The sequence below is a fragment of the Kitasatospora sp. HUAS MG31 genome (assembly GCF_040571325.1).
Taxonomy (GTDB): Bacteria; Actinomycetota; Actinomycetes; order Streptomycetales; family Streptomycetaceae; genus Kitasatospora; species Kitasatospora camelliae.
In genome coordinates this window covers 5,785,910-5,802,152 of record NZ_CP159872.1, presented here as the reverse complement: position 1 = coordinate 5,802,152, position 16,243 = coordinate 5,785,910, and the positions used below count along the sequence as shown (strand labels likewise).

Below are 16,243 nucleotides of genomic sequence, written 5' to 3'. Positions count from 1 at the left end.
GCACACCGGTCGACTCATCCGCTCATCCGCTCATCCGCAGGAGAGACATGTTCATCGAGAACAGCCCCATCGCCTACGACTTCCACGGGGACGCGCCGTTCAGCACCCCGTTCAAGGACATCGCGCCGCAGGACATCCACATCTACCTGGACCTGGACACCAAGGTGGGCAAGAACACCTGCGGCCAGAAATGTACCCACTGTTGGTTCGTCAACTACGAAAAGGTGTACGACCGTTCGTTCGAGATGGCGGAGGGTCCGCTGATCAAGGAGGGCCTGGAAAGCCAGGGCTTCCACGTCTACCCCCGCTACGTGGACAGCTTCGCCTACGACGGCGAGTTCATGCGGATCTACGGCCCGGCCAACAACCGGGAGTTCCGCCAGGACGCCGACCACACCCCCACCGAGACGATGGCCAAGGGCGACGCCTGGACCAGCGGCCGGCCGCTGCTGGCAGACAACTGGGTGGAGCTGCTCGACCTGGCCCGGGACAGCGGCTACGGCACCATCTCCATCACCTACCACGGCGTGATCGACGAGAACCTGGCCGTGGTCGACGACGGCAGCTACCCGATCAAGGGCGTGTTCAGCGGCGCCGACACCGAGCGGGTCATCGCCCGGATCGCGCAGTACAACGAGCTGCAGCGCGCGGCCGCCCCGGAGGGCCGGGAGATCGGCGACACCTTCCGGGTGAACATCGGCGTCACCGTCGGCCGGCACAACCACGGCCGGGAGTCCCTGGAACGTTACGTCCGGTACTTCAACAAGCTCGACGTGGACACCGTCCGGTTCAACAACTACGCGGCGCACGGCGGCAAGCACGCCGAGCTGCAGATGAGCAAGGAGGAGATCGCCCAGGTCTACCTGGACCTCAAGGAGCTCCACGGCAGCGTGGAGATGACCTTCCAGCTCGCCGTCAGCGAGGACTTCGGCACCTCCGGCATCAAGGCGATGGGCTTCCCCGGCCACGTCGGCTGGTGCCGCGCCGGCCGCCAGCTGTTCGCGGCCATCCCCGCCGACCTCCAGGTGCTGGAGGAGGCCGGGGGGCGCCGCCGGGAGAAGATCGGCGACGTGGTCGGCTGCGTCAACACCTTCGAGCCGCACCTGGGCATCCTGGTCCGCACGGTGGAGGGCGGGGAGACCGGCTACGCCGTGGAGTTCGACGAGGAGGCGATCGAGGCCTTCACCGCCAAGCGCCTGTCCGGCGCCTACACGGACGGCTGCTTCGCCCGCGAGCTCTCCGAGGAGCTGGGGCTGGAGTCCCGGGTGCCGCAGCGCCGCCGGCTGCCCATCGTCGAGACCCGCGGCTGAGGGGGACGGACCGTGCGCCGCATCCTCGTCTTCGCCAAGACCCCGCACCACAAGACCCCGTACGACCGCTGGCTGGAGGGCACCGGCGTCGAGCCGGTGATCCTCGCCCCGGCGGAGTACGCCGACGGCTACCGCCACCTGGAGCACGTCCACGCCTTCGAGGAATACGACGGCAACCAGCTGGTCGAGAAGACCGCCCTGCGGCTCGCCCGCGAGCTGGGCGTCGAGGCGGTGTTCGCCCGGGCCGAGGCGGACGTGCTGCGCGCCGCGCAGCTGCGCGAGCTGCTGGACCTGCCCGGGCAGCGCCCCGCCAGCGCCCTGGCGTTCCGCGACAAGGTGGCGATGAAGGACCACCTGGCCGGCGGCCCGGTGGAGCTCCCCGCCTTCCGCGAGGTCCAGTCCGCCTACACCCTGCTGGAGTTCGTCGAGGAGCACGGCTACCCGGTGGTGGTGAAGCCGGTCTCCGAGTCGGGTTCGCTGGGTGCCGCGATCCTCCACGACGAGGCCGGCCTGGACGCCTACCTGCGCCGGCCCTGGCGCGGACGCAGCCTGGTCGAGACCTTCGTCGAGGGCCAGATGTACCACGTGGACGGGCTGGTGATCGGCGGCGAGGTGGCCTTCGTGCACCCGTTCCGCTACGTGAACGACTGCCTGTCCTTCCGCTCCGACGAGTGGGTGGCCAACCTCCCGCTGTCCCCCGCCGATCCGGCGTACGACCGGCTGGTGGCCGCCACCCGTCAGGTCCTGGCGGGGCTGCCGACCCCGGTCAACACGGCCTTCCACGCCGAGCTGTGGATCACCCCGGACGACCGGGTGGTGTTCTGCGAGATCGCCAGCCGGACCGGCGGCGGCATGATCAGCACCACCGTGCCGCACGTGTTCGGGCTCGACCTCGACAAGGAGTGGCTGTACGCCGAACTCGGCCTGGAGCGGACCTTCGACCGGCCCGGTTACCGGCCCGCCGGCGGGCTCAACATCCCGCCGCGGTCCGGCCTGCTGGAGCACCTGCCGCTCGGCGGGGAACCGGAGTGCGTCCGCGAGACCGTGCTGCACGGTCAGGCCGGCCAGGTGTTCCACGGCGGCGTCAAGTCCGGTCTGTTCCTGGCCGGTTACGTGGTCGCCGGGGACACCGAGGAGGATGTGGTGGCCAACATGGAACACGTGGCGGCCTGGTTCGCCAAGGAGACCAGGTGGCGGCCCGTCGAAGCCGAAGAAGGTGTGCGATGACCCAGCTCTCCCTGCCCGGTGCCCTGGTCTCCGTCCAGTGGCTCGCCGAACGGCTCGACCACCCCGACCTGGTGGTGCTCGACGCCGGCGTCGGCGCCCACCGGAACGCCGGCCTCGCCATCCCCGGCGCGCGGCACTTCGACATCGACGGGGCGATGTCCGACCACGACGACCCGCGGCCGCACACGATGCCCGGGGTCGAGCAGTTCACCCGGGAGATCCGCGCCCTGGGCGTCGGCGACCGCAGCACCGTCGTGGTCTACGACGGCGCCGGGATCTACTCCAGCGCCCGCGCCTGGTGGATGCTCAAGGCGATGGGCTTCGACCGGGTCGCCGTCCTGGACGGCGGCCTGCCCGCCTGGACCGCCGCCGGCCACGGCCTGCGCCCGGTCGAACCCACCCCCGCCGAGGGCGACTTCACCGCCTCCCCGCGCGAGGGGATGCTGGTGGACAGCGCCGCCGTGACCGCGGCCCTGGCCGACGGTGCGGCCGCGGTGCTGGACGCCCGGACCCGGGAGCGGTTCGCCGGCCTAGTCGAGGAGCCGCGGCCCGGACTGCGCCGCGGCCACATGCCGGGAGCGGGCAACCTGCCCTTCGGCGACCTCCAGAAGGACGGGCTGATGCTGCCGGCCGCCGAACTCCGCGAGCGGTTCGCCGAGGTCGCCGGGGACCGCCGGCGGCTGCTGTTCAGCTGCGGTTCCGGGGTCACCGCCTGCGTGCTCGCCCTCGGCGCCGAACTGGCCGGCTACCGCGACCTGGCCGTGTACGACGGCTCCTGGAGCGAGTGGGGGATGCCCTCCGAGCTGCCGGTGGTCGCCGGTCCGGCGGACGGCCCGGCCGGTGCCGCCACCGGTACCGGTACCGATGCGGACGCCGTAGCGGCGGACCCGGCAGGAAGGGGGTAGGCCGTGCCGGCGTCCGTATCCGCCCGGTGGCGGACCTACCGCGGGCTGTCGCCGAGCCTGAAGGCCCTGGTGGTGCTCTCCTTCGTGGTCGCCCTGGGCAGCTACATGATCACCCCGTTCATCGGGGTGCTCCTGGTGAAGGGGGTCGGCCTGGCGGTCGGCCCCGCCGGCGCCCTGGTGGCGGTGGCGACCTTCATCCAGTTCGGCGGCAGCATCGCCGGCGGCCCGGTGGTCGACCGGCTCGGCCTGAAGCGGACCATGGTCGCAGCGCTGGCCCTGCGGACGTCGGGACTCGTCCTGCTCGCCCTCGCGGTCCGGGTGCCCGCCCTGGTACTGCCGGCCGTGGTCCTGGTGGCCGCCGGCCCGGCGCTGTACCTGCCGGCCAACAAGGCGTACATCGTCAGCTGCGTCCGCGAGGACCTGCGGCCGCTGTTCCTGGCGATCAGCAGTGCCGCGCTGAACGCGGGCATGGGCCTCGGCCCGTTCCTCGCGGCGCTGCTGATCGACCGCGACCCGGTCCTGCTGCTGCTCGGCCTGGCCGCCCTGTTCGCCCTGATCACGGTGGCCCACCAGGTCGCCACCCGGCCGGTCGAACGGCGCCCGGCGCCGGCCCCCGGCACCCCGACCGGCCCGACCGGGCTGCGCTCCCTGCGCGGGGTGCTGCGCCCGGTGCTCTTCAACGGCCTCGCGTTCTACCTCTACTTCTTCTTCCAGAGCTTCATCGGCCTGTACGCCGCCGGGCTCTCCGACCTGCGGGTCCTCGGCTGGGTGATGCTGCTCAACTGCGCGATGGTGGTGGTCCTCCAGCCGCCGCTCGCGGGCTGGATCGCCCGGACCGGGTACCGCGGGCTGCTCACCGGGTCGTTCCTGCTGATGGCGGCCGGCACCGCCGTGATGGCCCGCGGCGGGACGCCCGCGCTGCTGCTGGGCACCGTGCTGTTCACCCTCGGCGAGGTGCTGGTCTTCCTCCGCGGGGACCTGGAGGTGGTCGGCCGGATGTCCGACCGGCCCGCCTCCGCCTTCGGGGTCCAGCGGCTGACCACCGGGGTGGGCGGCTTCCTCGCCGGGCTGGTCGGCGGCGTCGTCTTCGCACACTACGAGAAGGCCGGCCACCCCGGCATGTTCTGGAACGCGGTCGCCGCCCAGGCCGTGCTGGCGGCAGGACTCGCCCTGGCCTTCGGCGGCTCCACCCGCCGCCGGACCGCCGGGCCGCCGGTCGGGGACGGTCCACCGGCCACGGCCCCGGTGCCCGCTGTCCCGACGCCCGCTGCCCCGACGCACACGGACCGGCCGGTCGAGTCGGAGGCGGTGTCGTGACCGAACGGATCCCCGCCCCCGGCACCCGGTTCGTCCACGCCGGCAGCGACCCCCGGGAGCAGCGCGGCTACGTGAACCCCCCGGTGCACCGGGCGTCCACCGTGCTCTACGAGGACGTCCGCGCGATGGAGGAGTCGCAGTCCGACCCCCTCAAGCGCAACCACCCGGTGTACGGCCGGTTCGGCACCCCCACCGGGCGGGCCTTCGAGACGGCGCTGGCCGAGCTGGAGGGCGGCCACGCCGCGATCGCCACCTGCTCGGGCCTGGCCGCGGCGACCACCGCGGTGCTGTCCTTCGTCCGGGCCGGCGACCACATCCTGGTCAGCGACTCGGTGTACGTCCCCACCCGCCGGTTCTGCGACTCCCTGGCCGCACTCGGGGTGGTGACCGAGTACTACGACCCCGAGATCGGCGCGGGCATCGAGGAACTGCTGCGCCCGGAGACCCGCCTGGCGTACCTGGAGTCACCCGGCTCCACCACCTTCGAGGTCCAGGACGTCCCCGCGATCACGGCCGTGTGCCGGTCCCGGGACGTGGTCACCGTCATCGACAACACCTGGGCCACGCCCGCGTTCTGCCGCCCGCTCGCGCTCGGCGCGGACGTGGTGGTCCACTCCGCCACCAAGTACCTGACCGGCCACGCGGACAGCATCCTCGGCGCGATCGTCTGCACCGAGGACACCTACGCCACGGTGCGGGGCGCGGCGATCCGGCTCGGGCAGTGCGCCGGCGCCGACGACGTCTACCTCGGGCTGCGCGGCATCCGCACCCTCGGGGTCCGGCTGCAGCAGCACCAGCGGCAGGCGGTGGAGCTGGCCACCTGGCTGCGGGACCGCCCGGAGGTGGTGGAGGTGGTCTATCCGGCGCTCCCGGGCGACCGCGGCCACCGGCTCTGGCAGCGGGACTTCACCGGCGCCGCCGGGCTGTTCGGGGTCGTCCTGGACGGGCGCTTCGGCAAGCCCGCGGTGGACGCCATGCTCGACCGGCTCCACCTGTTCGGCCTGGGGCACAGCTGGGGCGGGTTCGAGAGCCTCATGGTGCCCGCCGACTCCCTCGCCCACCGCCTCCCGGGCACCCGGCGACCGGCCGGCACCCTGCTCCGCGTCCACGCCGGCTTCGAGGACCCGGCCGACCTCCTGGCCGACCTCGACCACGCCTTCACCGAACTGACCACCCGCCACGGCTGAGGGCACCCGGGCACCCCCAGGGGCGCGTGGAACTGCGCGCAGGGGAACGGCACAAACTGCAACTGGCCCACCGTGCCCCGAACTCACCCCGGGCCGCCTCCCGCAATCGCGCAGTTCTCCCCAGCCCTGGCGGCTGGGAGGTGCCCCCACGTGCCCCTGGGTGGCCGATTGCCCGGCAGGGTGCCCGCGCCGTCAGGTGGTCGGCCGAGGCGGGCCGGTTAGCGTGGGGGGATGGCGGTTCAGGGGTTCGGTGTGACGGAGTTCCAGCTCGTGCTGCTGCGGCGGATGGCCGACTTCCAGCCCGAGCTGGTGGAGCGGGCCGTCCGTCGGCTCGGTGCGTCGCGGGCGGAGCTGCGGGAGGCGAACCGGCGGTGGCAGGCGACGGTCCGGTCGCCGCGGTTCCCCGCGGGTGCGCGCCGCTTCGCCGCCGTCCTCGGCCCGCCCGAGGCGGAACTCCCGCGGCGGATCGGCGACCTCGTCTGCACCGCGCAGCTCTGGTCCCTCCCGCTCTGGCCGGACCTCCGCTTCGAGGTCCTGCTCGGCCCCGCCCCCGGCGCGCCCGCGTGGAACGAGTGGCTGGTCCGCGCCGCCGGCAGTCCGCCGCCCGTCCTGCGGACCGTCGCCGACCTGGCGCCGTGGAGCTGCGTGGTCGCGGACGTCGCGGCGGCGTTCCCGCCCGCCGTCCCGCGCGAGGGCAGCGCCCCGACCCGCTGGCAGCTCGACGTGACCGTGCCGGACGCCTCCGGCGCGCCGTTCCCCTGCACCGCCGACTTCACCTGGGGCCTGCTCCAGGAGGTGCGCCCGCGCTGAGACGGGTGGCCCTCTGCGCCCCTGACAGGCCGACACATCCCCTGTACCGTCCGGTAGTCCGCGAATCGGCCACTACCGTGCAACCGGTCTGCAACGTCCCGGGTGGCGGCCTTGCGCCGCGCCGCCCGGCGGCGACAACCTGGAGTCACCTCCCCGCTCACGACCGACTCCCCCACTCCCCCCGTCTTCCCCGAGCGACCTCGCAATCTCCTTCCGAACCACGTTCGTTCGCGCGACGGCCGGAAGCGGCCGGATTCCAGGAGCGGAGTGATCATGCCAGCTGCGATCATCGGACGAGAGGGGCCGCTGACCGGGCGGCGGTTCCCGGTCGGCACCGCGCCGGTCACCTTCGGCCGGAGTGCCGACAACTCAGTGGTGATCTCCAGCTGGAGCGCCTCCCGGCTGCACGCGGAGCTGATCCGCGAGGGCGACCGCTACGTGCTCCACGACCGGGGCAGCCGCAACGGGACGCTGGTCAACGGCAGTCCGATCACCTCCCGGGTGCTGGCCTCCGGTGACGTGATCGGCATCGGCGGCGAGGTGTTCGCCTTCGAGATCACCGAGGTCCTGTCCCAGGAGACCATCACCGACACGGTGTTCCCGCTCGCCGCGGCCGAGGCGGAGCCCGTCCTGCGGGTCACCGTCTCCGGCGGCGGCCCGGTCGGCCTGAGTCTGGCCCTGCTGCTGGAGAGCATGATGGGCCGCCGGGTCCAGGTGACGGTGTACGACGGCCGGTGGACCCAGGACGGCCCGCGGGTGGTCTGGAAGACCGAGGCGCAGGGCAACGTCCGCCGCCAGCAGGTGGTGACGGTGCAGAGCCGCCAGTACCTCAACCTGCCCGAGGAGGTGCAGGCCCGGCTGTTCACCGGCGACGCGTACACCGAGATGTGGCCCGCCGGGCCGGACTCGATCCGCAACCGCAACCCGCGCAACCTGCGGATCGCCTACATCGAGGACGTCCTGCTGGAGCTGGCGAACGAGAAGACCGGCCGGATTCGCCTGGTGCCGGAGGTGTTCGACCCGGCCGAGCGGCGCGAGGAGGTGGTGCAGGGGCAGGTGCTGGCCATCTGCGAGGGCGGCCGCTCCCGGACCCGGGAGACGTTCACCGACAAGTTCGGCACCCCGGACACCTCCATCTACTCGCTCGACGGCGAGCACCTCTACGACGTGGTCCTCGGCCTGCGGGTGAAGTCCGAGCTGCCCGACCCGATGGCGGTGCTGCTCACCGTCGCCCAGAACCGCTTCCTGCTCAACTCCCTGCGCGGTGAGGGATTCCTCAACATGCGGCTGACCGACGAGGAGGCCCGGGAGGTGATCGGCGTCGACCCGGTCCGGCAGGTGTTCGAGCAGTGCGTGGCCTCGCGGCCCTGCCTGATGGCCAAGGAGGACGGCGGGGACTTCCGCTGCGCCACCCACGGCACGCTGTTCCTGCCCGCGCTGGTGCGGAGTTCCGCGCTGTGGAAGCGGGTGATGGAGGGCCTGAAGCTGTTCGGCGTCCCCGAGGAGAACCTGACCGCGGTCACCGGCTTCCGCCTGGACATGGTCCAGCGTCCCCGGTTCACCGCCCAGGTGTACCAGGCCACCGCCACCACCCCCGGCACCTACGGCTTCCTCCTCGGGGACGCCGCCAACGCCATCCACTTCTGGCCCGGACGCGGCCTCAACAGCGGCCTGGCGTCGGCCATTTCGCTGGCCCGTTCGCTCACCCTCGCCTGGCGCGGGAAGCCGTTCCGGGACGCGGACTTCGTCCGGCACGAGGCGGCCATGTCGATGCTCCAGTACCGGCACAAGAGCCGCGCCTGGAAGGCCATGGTCAGCGCGGACGAGCACGGGGTGAGCCTGGCGGTCAAGGAGAAGATCGCCCGCAGCATCGAGCAGCACGGGTCCGCCGACCCCGACGGGGCCACGTCGGCCGGGCCGGCGTTGGAGGAGGACGTCGAGGCGCTGATGGTCCGGCTGCGGCAGATCCGCAACCGGTTGTCCGCCCGGCTCCCGGGGCTGCCCGACGACCGGACGCTCGAGGAGCACCTGCGGACGCTGCGCGGCGAGACCCTGCGGACGCTGGTCGCCAGCGGCCCCTGGGACACCCTGGTCGTCGGCGGCGAGGAGGTCGACATCGACCTGTTCTACCGCGAGGCCCCGCCCCGGAGCGTCGCGCTCCCCCGCCGGGCCATCTGATCGCGCCGGGGCGACCCCGTGGGGGCGCCCCTCAGCCGAGGGTCCAGAGGGTGAGGCGGGCGTCTGGGCCGACGGTGGTCCAGGTGCCGTCGCCGTGGGGGCGCGGGTCGCCGGTGAGGCGGCCCCGGACGGCGCCGGTGGGGAGGTCGACCACGTACGGGACGGTAATCTCCTCCTCCCGGTCGGTGACCAGGATCACCGCGTTCGCGGCGTCGAGGTAGCCGCCGTCCCAGTCGACGAGCGGCTCCGCCTCCCCTTCGCCGTCCTCGTCCGCGCCCTCGGGGGTGAAGCGGTCGGTGCCGTACCGGTAGAGCTCCGTCCCGTCCGGGAACGCGTGGAACACCGCCTCGCCCCGGTCGTGTCCCACGGTCATGAAGGCGTCCCCGTCCGGGGAGACGTCGATCAGGCAGCGGTCGTCCCACGGGTAGCCAACGGCACCGACACGGGACGCCCGGTCGCCCCGGTGCGGTCCGTGGGCCGGTGGGTCAGGTGCGCTTGCGGGGCTTGGCACGGGAGCGGCCGGTGGCGGGCTGCTTGCGGCCGGCGCCCTTGGGGGCGGGCTTCTTCGCACCGGCGGCGGGCTTCTTTGCGGTGGCGGCGGGCTTCTTGGCGGCGGGCTTCTTGGCGGGCGGGGTGGCCGGGGTGGCGGCGCGACCGCGGGAGCTGTTGACGGTACGGCCGCGGACGATCCCGATGAACTCCTCGACCAGGTCGGTGGTCTGCTCCTCCGGCCAGGAGAGGGCGATCTGGGACTGGGGAGCGTCGGTGAGCGGCCGGAAGGTGAGGTCGCGGCGGTGGTGCAGGCGGGCGAGGGACTGCGGGACGATCAGGACGCCGATGCCGGCCGCCACCAGTTCCACCGCGTCGGCGGTGGTGGCGGGGCGTTCGAAGGCGGGGCGTCCGGGCCGGGGTTCCCAGGTGATGGTGTCGTCCAGCGGGTGGAGCACGATCTCCTCGGCGAGGTCCGCGGGCCGGACCTCCTCGCCGGCGGCGAGGAAGTGGTCCTTGGGGATCACCACCACGGTGGTCTCGGTGTAGAGCGGGATGGCGCTGAGGCCGGTCCGGTCGACCGGCAGCCGGACCAGGCCGGCGTCGGCGTCGCCGTCCCGCAGGGTCCGCTCCCCGTCCGCGGCGGGGACGGCCACCAGGGTGAGCGGGACGTCCGGCAGCCGTTCCTGCCAGACCCGCACCCACTTGGCGGGGGTCACACCCGGGACGTACGCCAGCCGGAACGAGGGGGTCACCTGCATGTCTGTCACGCCGCCCAGGCTACCCACCGTGACCGGGGTGGGCGCGCACTCGCTTACCCTTGTCCCCATGACATCGCGCAAGCCCAAGACGACCCAGACCATGAAGCCTGCCACCGCGGCGAAGAAGCTGGGTGTCTACCTCGACGCCACCCCGGCCGAGTTCCAGAAGGGTGTCGTCTCCCGCGAGGAGCTCGACGCCCTGCAGGCGGAGCCGCCGCAGTGGCTGGTGGAGCTGCGCAAGGAGGGCCCGCACCCGCGTCCGGTGGTGGCGGCGAAGCTCGGTGTGTCGGTCTCCGGCCTGGCCCGCGGCGGGGTCACCGAGGCGCTCACCTCGGCGCAGATCGAGGCGCTGAAGGAGGAGAACCCGGACTGGCTGCGGCGCGAGCGCGCCACCCAGGCGGAGGTCCGCAAGGAGACGGTGCGGATCAAGGAGAAGCAGGCGCAGCAGGCCGCGGCCCGCGCCGGCCGGAACGGCTGAGCGGCTCCCGCCGGGAACGAGGAACACGGACGGGCCGGTCGGGGCGGATGCCCCGGCCGGCCCGTCGCGGTTCCGCTCGGATCCGCCGGCTGGTGCTCGGTACTGCTCCCGGTCGGAGAACCAGCAGCTGATGAACGGGCAGATCCACTCGTCGGTCGGCCGGGCGGACGGCTCGTCCGTCGCCAGGCCCTGCAGCGCGGTGACGTCGGTGGTCATCGGGGTCACCTCCTACCCTGGTCGGCGGGGTGCTCCCCGGTGGGGAGCCAGAGCCGGGTCCCGCCGTACCGCAGCCGTGTGAGCAGGCCGAGCAGGCCGGACAGTCCGGTGTTGTAGGCGGCGTGCACCCGGGTCTGGGTCTCGTCCGGGACGAGGTGCAGGCCGTCGTGGACCACGTACCGGGCGTGGGCGCAGGCGACGAGGTCGGCGGCCCGGCGGCGGTGCTCGCCGTCGCCGGTGGCGTCCGCCAGGTCGAGCAGGAACTCGGCGTTGCCGGCCAGGCCGTGGCAGGCGGCCGGGGAGAGCCGGTGGCGCCACCGGTGGACGGAGACGGCGGCCTGTTCGGCGGCCTCGCGGTGGCGCGGGTCGCCGGTGGCCTGCCAGAGCCGGATCAGGAAGGTGCCGATCCCGGCGGCGCCGCTGCACCACTGCGGGGCGTGCGGGGGTGCTCCGGCGCGGCGGTCGTCGACGGGCCAGTCGGCGGCGCCGTCGCGGCGGACGGCGGAGCGCAGCAGGGTGTCGCCGGCGTGGCGGGCGGCGGCCAGCAGGTCCTCGCGTCCGGTGGCGAGGCCGGCGAGCAGCAGGAAGGTGCCGACGCCGGCGACGCCGTGGCCGAAGCCGAGGTGGGTGGCGCCGGCGAGGGCGGAGTCGGCGGTGGGCGGGACGGGCCAGAGCACGCCGGAGCGGCCCCGGGCGGCGCGGGCGAGCAGGCGGTCCGCGGCGGTCAGGACGCGCTGCCGGTACCCGGGGTCGCCGGTGCTGTGCCAGGCGTGCAGCTGGGCCAGGCCGGCGCCGGCCGTGCCGTGGCAGACCTCGGGGATCGGCCCGTCCAGGGGGATCTCCCGGGCGAGCCGCAGGGCCCGGTCGGCGAGGGCGTCGTCGTCCAGCAGCCGGGCGGCGTCCAGCAGGGCCCAGGCGGTGCCGGAGCGGCCGAAGTACAGCCCGGGGAGCGGTTGTCCGCTGCCCTCGGCGCGGTCGCCGATCCACCGGGCGGCGGTGGCGACGGCCTCCCGCAGACGGGGGTCGGGGCGGTGCCGGGCGGCGGCGGTCAGCACGCCGAGGACGCCGGCGGCGCCGTGCTGGAGGTTCAGCGGGTCGGTGCGGCGGCCGGACTCGCCGGGTGCCCAGAGGCGGTCGGGGTGGTCGGGGGTCATGGTGGCGAGCAGCCAGGTCAGGCCGTCGGCGAGGAGCCGTTCGGCGACGGTGTCCACCGGCTCCCCCGGTACCCGGCCTTCGGCGACCGGGGCGGCGGCCGTGGCCGGGGTGCCGCGGAGCCGGGCGAGCCGGGCGCGGAGGCGGTCGGCGGTCCAGCGGCGGCGCGGGTCCTCGGCCATCAGCCCCAGCACCACGGCCTGGTACGGGCGCAGGGCAGGCCGGTCGGCGAGGGCGCCGGCGAGCAGGGCGGCGTGCCGTTCCTCACTGCCGCGCAGGGCGGGGCGGTCGGGGGCGAGGGCCGGTTCGGCGCCGGTGAGCAGGTGGAACAGGACGGCGCCGAGCCCGTAGAGGTCGGCCTCGGGGCCGGGGGCGGGGGCGAGCGGCCCGGCGCCGGCGGTCTCGGGGGCGGTGTAGCCCTCGGTGCGGACGGTCCGGACCGGGTCGCCGGGGCGGGCGGCGGCCTCCAGGTCGATCAGCCGGAGGTCCCCGTCTGGGGTGGCGATGACGTTGCCGGGGTGGAGGTCGCGCAGCACCAGCCCGAGGTCGTGTACCCGCAGGACGAGGTCGGCGAGCCGCTCGATCAGGGCGGGCAGGGCCGGGTCGCCGACCGGCTCGGTGCGCCGGCGCAGGTCGGTGCCGGGGACGTGGTCGCGGACCAGGTAGAGGTTGCCGCCCTGCTCGAAGAGGTCGAGGGTGCGCGGGGCGAGCCCGGCCTCGGCGAGCCGGTCGTGGGCGGCGGCCTCGTGGCGGAGCAGGTCGGTGGCGTCGGTGCCGTCCAGGGCGGCGCCGACGTGCGGACGGGCCTCCTTGACCAGCACCTCCCGGCCGGTCCTGCGGTCGGTGCCGCGGTAGACGCCGCCGCGGTAGGAGTGGCGCAGCGCGGTGCGGACCTCGTACCGGTCGTGGAGCAGGACGGCGGTGGCCCGGGCGGGCTGCGGTCCCGGGTCCGCGTCGGCGCCGAGGTCAAGGTCGGGGAAGGGGGTCACGGCCCAGGGCGGCGGGGTGAAGGCGGGCCGGTCCGCCGGGTGCGTCCGGGGCATCCTCGCTCCTTCGCCGGGGTGTCGGGGGACGGCCGCCGCAGGGCCTCGGGCCCGGCCGCGGGTCGATCATCCGGGCCGCGATGGAGCCCCGGCGTGGGGGATCGGTACGTAACTTCCGTCCCGCGAGGCCGCTCTGACGGGTGTTCGGCGCGTAGGGATTCCGAAGGGGTCTTGTGGTGATGGGGTGCAGGCTGACACGCTTCGACCCTGTGATCGGTATGCGAGCGACCCCCTTCGAGCGGGCCGCGGCGGACGCCTGGTGGGGACCGGGGGTCGCCGCGGCGGAGCCGCCGTGCGCCGCGCCGCCGGACTGGGCGGCGTTCTGCGAGGGGGTGCTGGCGGGTCTGCCGGAGGTCCCGGAGCCGGTGGCCGCGGGGCCGCTGCCGGGGACGAGCGGGTTCCGGTCGGTGCTGCGGCCGTTCGCCGAGCGGGCCGGGGCGCTGCTGCCCACGGACCTGCCGGGTGCGCGGGCCGAACTCGCGGCGCTGCGGGCCGCGTTCGTGGACCGGCTGACCGCGGAGCTGGCCCGGCGGGCGGCGCGGACGCTGGTGCTGGAGCTCCATGCGGCCGGGGCGGCGGGGCGGTTGTCCGGCGGGGATCCGGCGGCCCGGTTCCGCTCCTTCCTCCGGCTGGTCGGCGGGCGGGCCGGCTCGGCCGCGCTGCTCGCCGAGTACCCGGTGCTGGCCCGGCTGTTGGCCCGGACCTGTCTGGACGCGGCGGCGGCCCTCGGCGAGTTGCTGGAGCGGTTCGCGGCCGACCGGGAGGGCATCGTGGCGGGGCTGCTGGGCGGCGCCGATCCGGGCCGGCTGGTGGCGGTGGAGCGGACCTCCGGCGACGGGCACCGCGGCGGGCGGAGCGTGGCGGTGCTGCGGTTCGCCGGCGGGGCCCGGGTGGTGTACAAGCCGCGGCCGATGGAGGCGCACGCCCACCTCGGCGCGCTGGTGGCCTGGTTCGGCGCCCGGCCGGGGGCGCCACGGCTGCGGACCCCGGCGGTGCTGGCCCGGTCCGGGTACGGCTGGGTGGAGTTCGTCGCCGCCGGGCCCTGCGCCGACGAGGCGGCGGTGGACCGGTTCTACCGCCGGCAGGGGGCGCTGCTCGCCCTGCTGTACGTGCTGGACGCCACCGACCTGCACCTGGAGAACCTGATCGCGGCGGGCGACCAGCCGGTGCCGGTGGACGTGGAGACGCTGTTCCATCCGCCGGCGCTGTCCCGGCGGCCGAGCGGGCCGGTGGATCCGGCGGCGCTGGCGCTGGCGGGCTCGGTCCACCGGACGGGCCTGCTGCCGACCCTGCTGCTCGGTGAGGACAGTGCCAGGGACGTGTCGGGCCTCGGCGGGGACGCGGGCGGCGCCACCCCGGTGGAGGTGGTGGACTGGGCGGAGGCCGGCACCGACCGGATGCACCTGGTCCGTCGGGCCCACGCCGCCGCCGGCGCGGCCAACCGCCCGGTGCTGCACGGCCGCCTCCCGGATCCGGCGGCGTACCAGGAGGCGCTGCTGGCGGGCTTCCGGGCGGGCTGGCGGGTGCTGCTGGCGGGCCGGGAGGAGCTGCTCGGCGAGGACGGGCTGCTGGCCCGGCTGTTCCGGGCGGACGAGGTGCGGGTGGTGGCCCGCGCCACGCAGGTGTACTGGACGCTGCTGGAGGAGTCCACCCACCCGGACGCGCTGCGCGGCGCCGAGGAGCGGGAGGGTCTGCTGGAGCTGCTCGGCGCGCCGGGGTTCGGCGACCCGGGGCTGGGCTGGCTGCTGGCCGAGGAGGCGGCGGAGCTGCGGGACGGCGACATCCCGCTGTTCACCGCCCGCCCCGGCTCGGCCGACCTGTGGAGCGGGCGCGGCCGGCGCTTCCCCGGGGCGCTCGGCCGGACGGGCCTGGACCGGGTCGCCGAGCGGCTGGCCGCCCTCGGGCCCCGGGACCTGGAGCGGCAGGAGTGGATCGTCCGCGCCGCGCTGGCCGGCCGCTCCGCCGCCCCGGCCCACACCGTCTCCGGCCCGGCACCGGCGGGCGGCGACCTTGGGCCGGTGGATCCCGAGCGGCTGCTGGCCGCCGCCCGGACGCTCGGCGACCGCCTGGTCGGCGAGGCCCACCGCGGCCCGGACCGCGTCAACTGGCTGGGCCTGGACCTGCTCGGCGAGCGGTACTGGCGGCTCGCCCCGGCCGGCGCCGACCTGGCCTGCGGCTACCCGGGCCCGGCCCTGTTCCTGGCCCAGCTGGCCTCGCTCACCGGCGAGGCCCGGTACGCGGAGACCGCCCGCCTCGCCCTGCGGCCGGTCCCGGAGCTGCTGGAGCGGCTGGCCGGTCTGCGGCCCGCCGACGGGGTGGGTGCGGTGGGCTCCGGGGCGTTCTGCGGCCTGGGCGGGGTGGCGTACGCGCTGGCCTCGGTGGCCGTGCTGCTGGACGACGCCGGTCTGCGCGCCCTGCTGGAGCCCGCGGTGGAGCTGACCGTGGCCGCGGCCGGGGCGGAGGAGTCCACGGCGCTGCGGGACGGGACGGCCGGCGCCCTGGCGGCGCTGCTGGCGGTGCACCGGGCCACCGGCTCGGCCGGGGCGCTGCGCGGCGCCCGGACCTGCGCGGCGCTGCTGCTGGAGCGGCCGCTGCCGGCCCAGGGCTCCTTCGCGGGCGGCGCGGCCGGGGTCGGCTGGGCGCTGCTCGCCTTCGCCGCGACACCGGCGCCGGGCGGCGCGCCGTACCGGGAGGCCGGGCTGGCCGCGCTGCGCCGGGCGGTGGCCGCCGGGCCGGCCGGGGACTCCTGGTGCGAGGGCCGGACGGGGGTGGCGCTGGCGGTGGCGGACAGCCCGGCCGCGATGGCCGACCCCGGGCTGGCCAGGTTCGCCCGCGAGGCCGCCCGGGCGGCGGCCGCCGGCGCCCCGCTGGCCGATCTGAGCCCGTGCCACGGCGAGGCGGGCGTCCGCGAGCTGCTGGGCTCGGCGGCCGCCCCCGCGGGCCGGGCGGACGGTCCGCGCCCGCGCGGGCCGCTGGCGGCGGCCCTGCCCGGCCCGGACGGCGGCGCCGGCCGCTGCGGCACGCCCGGCGGGCTGGCCGTCCCCGGGCTGCTGACCGGACGGGCCGGGATCGGCCTCGGACTGCTGCGGCTGGGCTTCCCCGGCCGAACGGATTCGGTGCTGCTGATGCGGTCACCGGGTGGAGCACGGACGTCGACAGGGACTCCGTGA

General features: G+C 75.3%; 12 protein-coding genes. 9 read left to right on the top strand and 3 right to left on the bottom strand.

Going from position 1 to position 16,243, the window contains the following annotated elements:
• Positions 1–47 precede the first annotated feature (47 nt).
• From ABWK59_RS25905 to ABWK59_RS25875, 7 genes are all read left to right on the top strand, one after another.
• Entirely contained in the window at positions 48–1,310 is a 1,263-nt protein-coding gene (locus tag ABWK59_RS25905) for a radical SAM protein (RefSeq protein WP_354643019.1), read from the top strand.
• Between the two features lie 12 nt (positions 1,311–1,322).
• Positions 1,323–2,537 carry an ATP-grasp domain-containing protein gene (locus ABWK59_RS25900; RefSeq protein ID WP_354643018.1) on the top strand — a complete coding sequence of 405 codons (1,215 nt, stop codon included), beginning with the start codon at positions 1,323–1,325 and terminating at the stop codon, positions 2,535–2,537.
• The gene (locus ABWK59_RS25895) at positions 2,534–3,442 is read left to right on the top strand and encodes a sulfurtransferase (protein WP_354643017.1); all 909 of its coding nucleotides are present in this window, start codon (positions 2,534–2,536) and stop codon (positions 3,440–3,442) included. Before ABWK59_RS25900 ends, ABWK59_RS25895 begins: the two co-directional genes overlap by 4 nt.
• Positions 3,443–3,445: 3 nt before the next feature.
• Complete coding sequence (locus tag ABWK59_RS25890) at positions 3,446–4,759, top strand: MFS transporter (RefSeq protein ID WP_354643016.1); 1,314 nt, start codon at positions 3,446–3,448, stop codon at positions 4,757–4,759.
• Positions 4,756–5,946 carry a cystathionine beta-lyase gene (gene metC, locus ABWK59_RS25885; protein ID WP_354643015.1) on the top strand — a complete coding sequence of 397 codons (1,191 nt, stop codon included), beginning with the start codon at positions 4,756–4,758 and terminating at the stop codon, positions 5,944–5,946. Before ABWK59_RS25890 ends, metC begins: the two co-directional genes overlap by 4 nt.
• Before the next feature lie 231 nt (positions 5,947–6,177).
• Positions 6,178–6,756: a hypothetical protein gene (locus ABWK59_RS25880; RefSeq protein WP_354643014.1), complete on the top strand. Its 579-nt coding sequence runs from the start codon at positions 6,178–6,180 to the stop codon at positions 6,754–6,756.
• 273 nt (positions 6,757–7,029) lie between these two features.
• Positions 7,030–8,934: an FHA domain-containing protein gene (locus tag ABWK59_RS25875; protein ID WP_354643013.1), complete on the top strand. Its 1,905-nt coding sequence runs from the start codon at positions 7,030–7,032 to the stop codon at positions 8,932–8,934.
• 31 nt (positions 8,935–8,965) lie between these two features.
• Here ABWK59_RS25875 and ABWK59_RS25870 read toward each other — a convergent pair whose 3' ends face one another.
• Both ABWK59_RS25870 and ABWK59_RS25865 read right to left on the bottom strand, forming a co-directional pair.
• The gene (locus tag ABWK59_RS25870) at positions 8,966–9,307 is read right to left on the bottom strand and encodes a hypothetical protein (protein WP_354643012.1); all 342 of its coding nucleotides are present in this window, start codon (positions 9,305–9,307) and stop codon (positions 8,966–8,968) included.
• A 112-nt stretch (positions 9,308–9,419) separates the two neighbouring features.
• Positions 9,420–10,193, bottom strand: coding sequence for a LysR family substrate-binding domain-containing protein (locus ABWK59_RS25865; protein WP_354643011.1), 774 nt, complete (start codon positions 10,191–10,193; stop codon positions 9,420–9,422).
• Between the two features lie 58 nt (positions 10,194–10,251).
• On the opposite strand from ABWK59_RS25865, the gene ABWK59_RS25860 reads away from it, so the two are divergent.
• Positions 10,252–10,662: a DUF5997 family protein gene (locus ABWK59_RS25860; RefSeq protein WP_354643010.1), complete on the top strand. Its 411-nt coding sequence runs from the start codon at positions 10,252–10,254 to the stop codon at positions 10,660–10,662.
• Between the two features lie 221 nt (positions 10,663–10,883).
• Here the strand turns inward: ABWK59_RS25860 and lanL are convergent, their stop codons facing one another.
• The gene (lanL, locus tag ABWK59_RS25855) at positions 10,884–13,073 is read right to left on the bottom strand and encodes a class IV lanthionine synthetase LanL (protein WP_354643009.1); all 2,190 of its coding nucleotides are present in this window, start codon (positions 13,071–13,073) and stop codon (positions 10,884–10,886) included.
• A gap of 218 nt (positions 13,074–13,291) precedes the next feature.
• Between lanL and ABWK59_RS25850 the strand changes: the two genes are divergently transcribed.
• Positions 13,292–16,243, top strand: a complete 2,952-nt coding sequence (locus ABWK59_RS25850) for a type 2 lanthipeptide synthetase LanM family protein (RefSeq protein ID WP_354643008.1) — start codon at positions 13,292–13,294, stop codon at positions 16,241–16,243.

What these genes read in the sequence shown, in the direction of transcription:
- ABWK59_RS25905 (WP_354643019.1), top strand. Translation starts at nt 48, where the DNA reads ATGTTCATCGAGAACAGCCCCATCGCCTACGACTTCCACGGGGACGCG.
- ABWK59_RS25895 (WP_354643017.1), top strand. Translation starts at nt 2,534, where the DNA reads ATGACCCAGCTCTCCCTGCCCGGTGCCCTGGTCTCCGTCCAGTGGCTC.
- ABWK59_RS25880 (WP_354643014.1), top strand. Translation starts at nt 6,178, where the DNA reads ATGGCGGTTCAGGGGTTCGGTGTGACGGAGTTCCAGCTCGTGCTGCTG.
- ABWK59_RS25875 (WP_354643013.1), top strand. Translation starts at nt 7,030, where the DNA reads ATGCCAGCTGCGATCATCGGACGAGAGGGGCCGCTGACCGGGCGGCGG.
- ABWK59_RS25870 (WP_354643012.1), bottom strand. Translation starts at nt 9,307, where the DNA reads ATGACCGTGGGACACGACCGGGGCGAGGCGGTGTTCCACGCGTTCCCG.
- ABWK59_RS25860 (WP_354643010.1), top strand. Translation starts at nt 10,252, where the DNA reads ATGACATCGCGCAAGCCCAAGACGACCCAGACCATGAAGCCTGCCACC.
- lanL (WP_354643009.1), bottom strand. Translation starts at nt 13,073, where the DNA reads ATGCCCCGGACGCACCCGGCGGACCGGCCCGCCTTCACCCCGCCGCCC.
- ABWK59_RS25850 (WP_354643008.1), top strand. Translation starts at nt 13,292, where the DNA reads ATGCGAGCGACCCCCTTCGAGCGGGCCGCGGCGGACGCCTGGTGGGGA.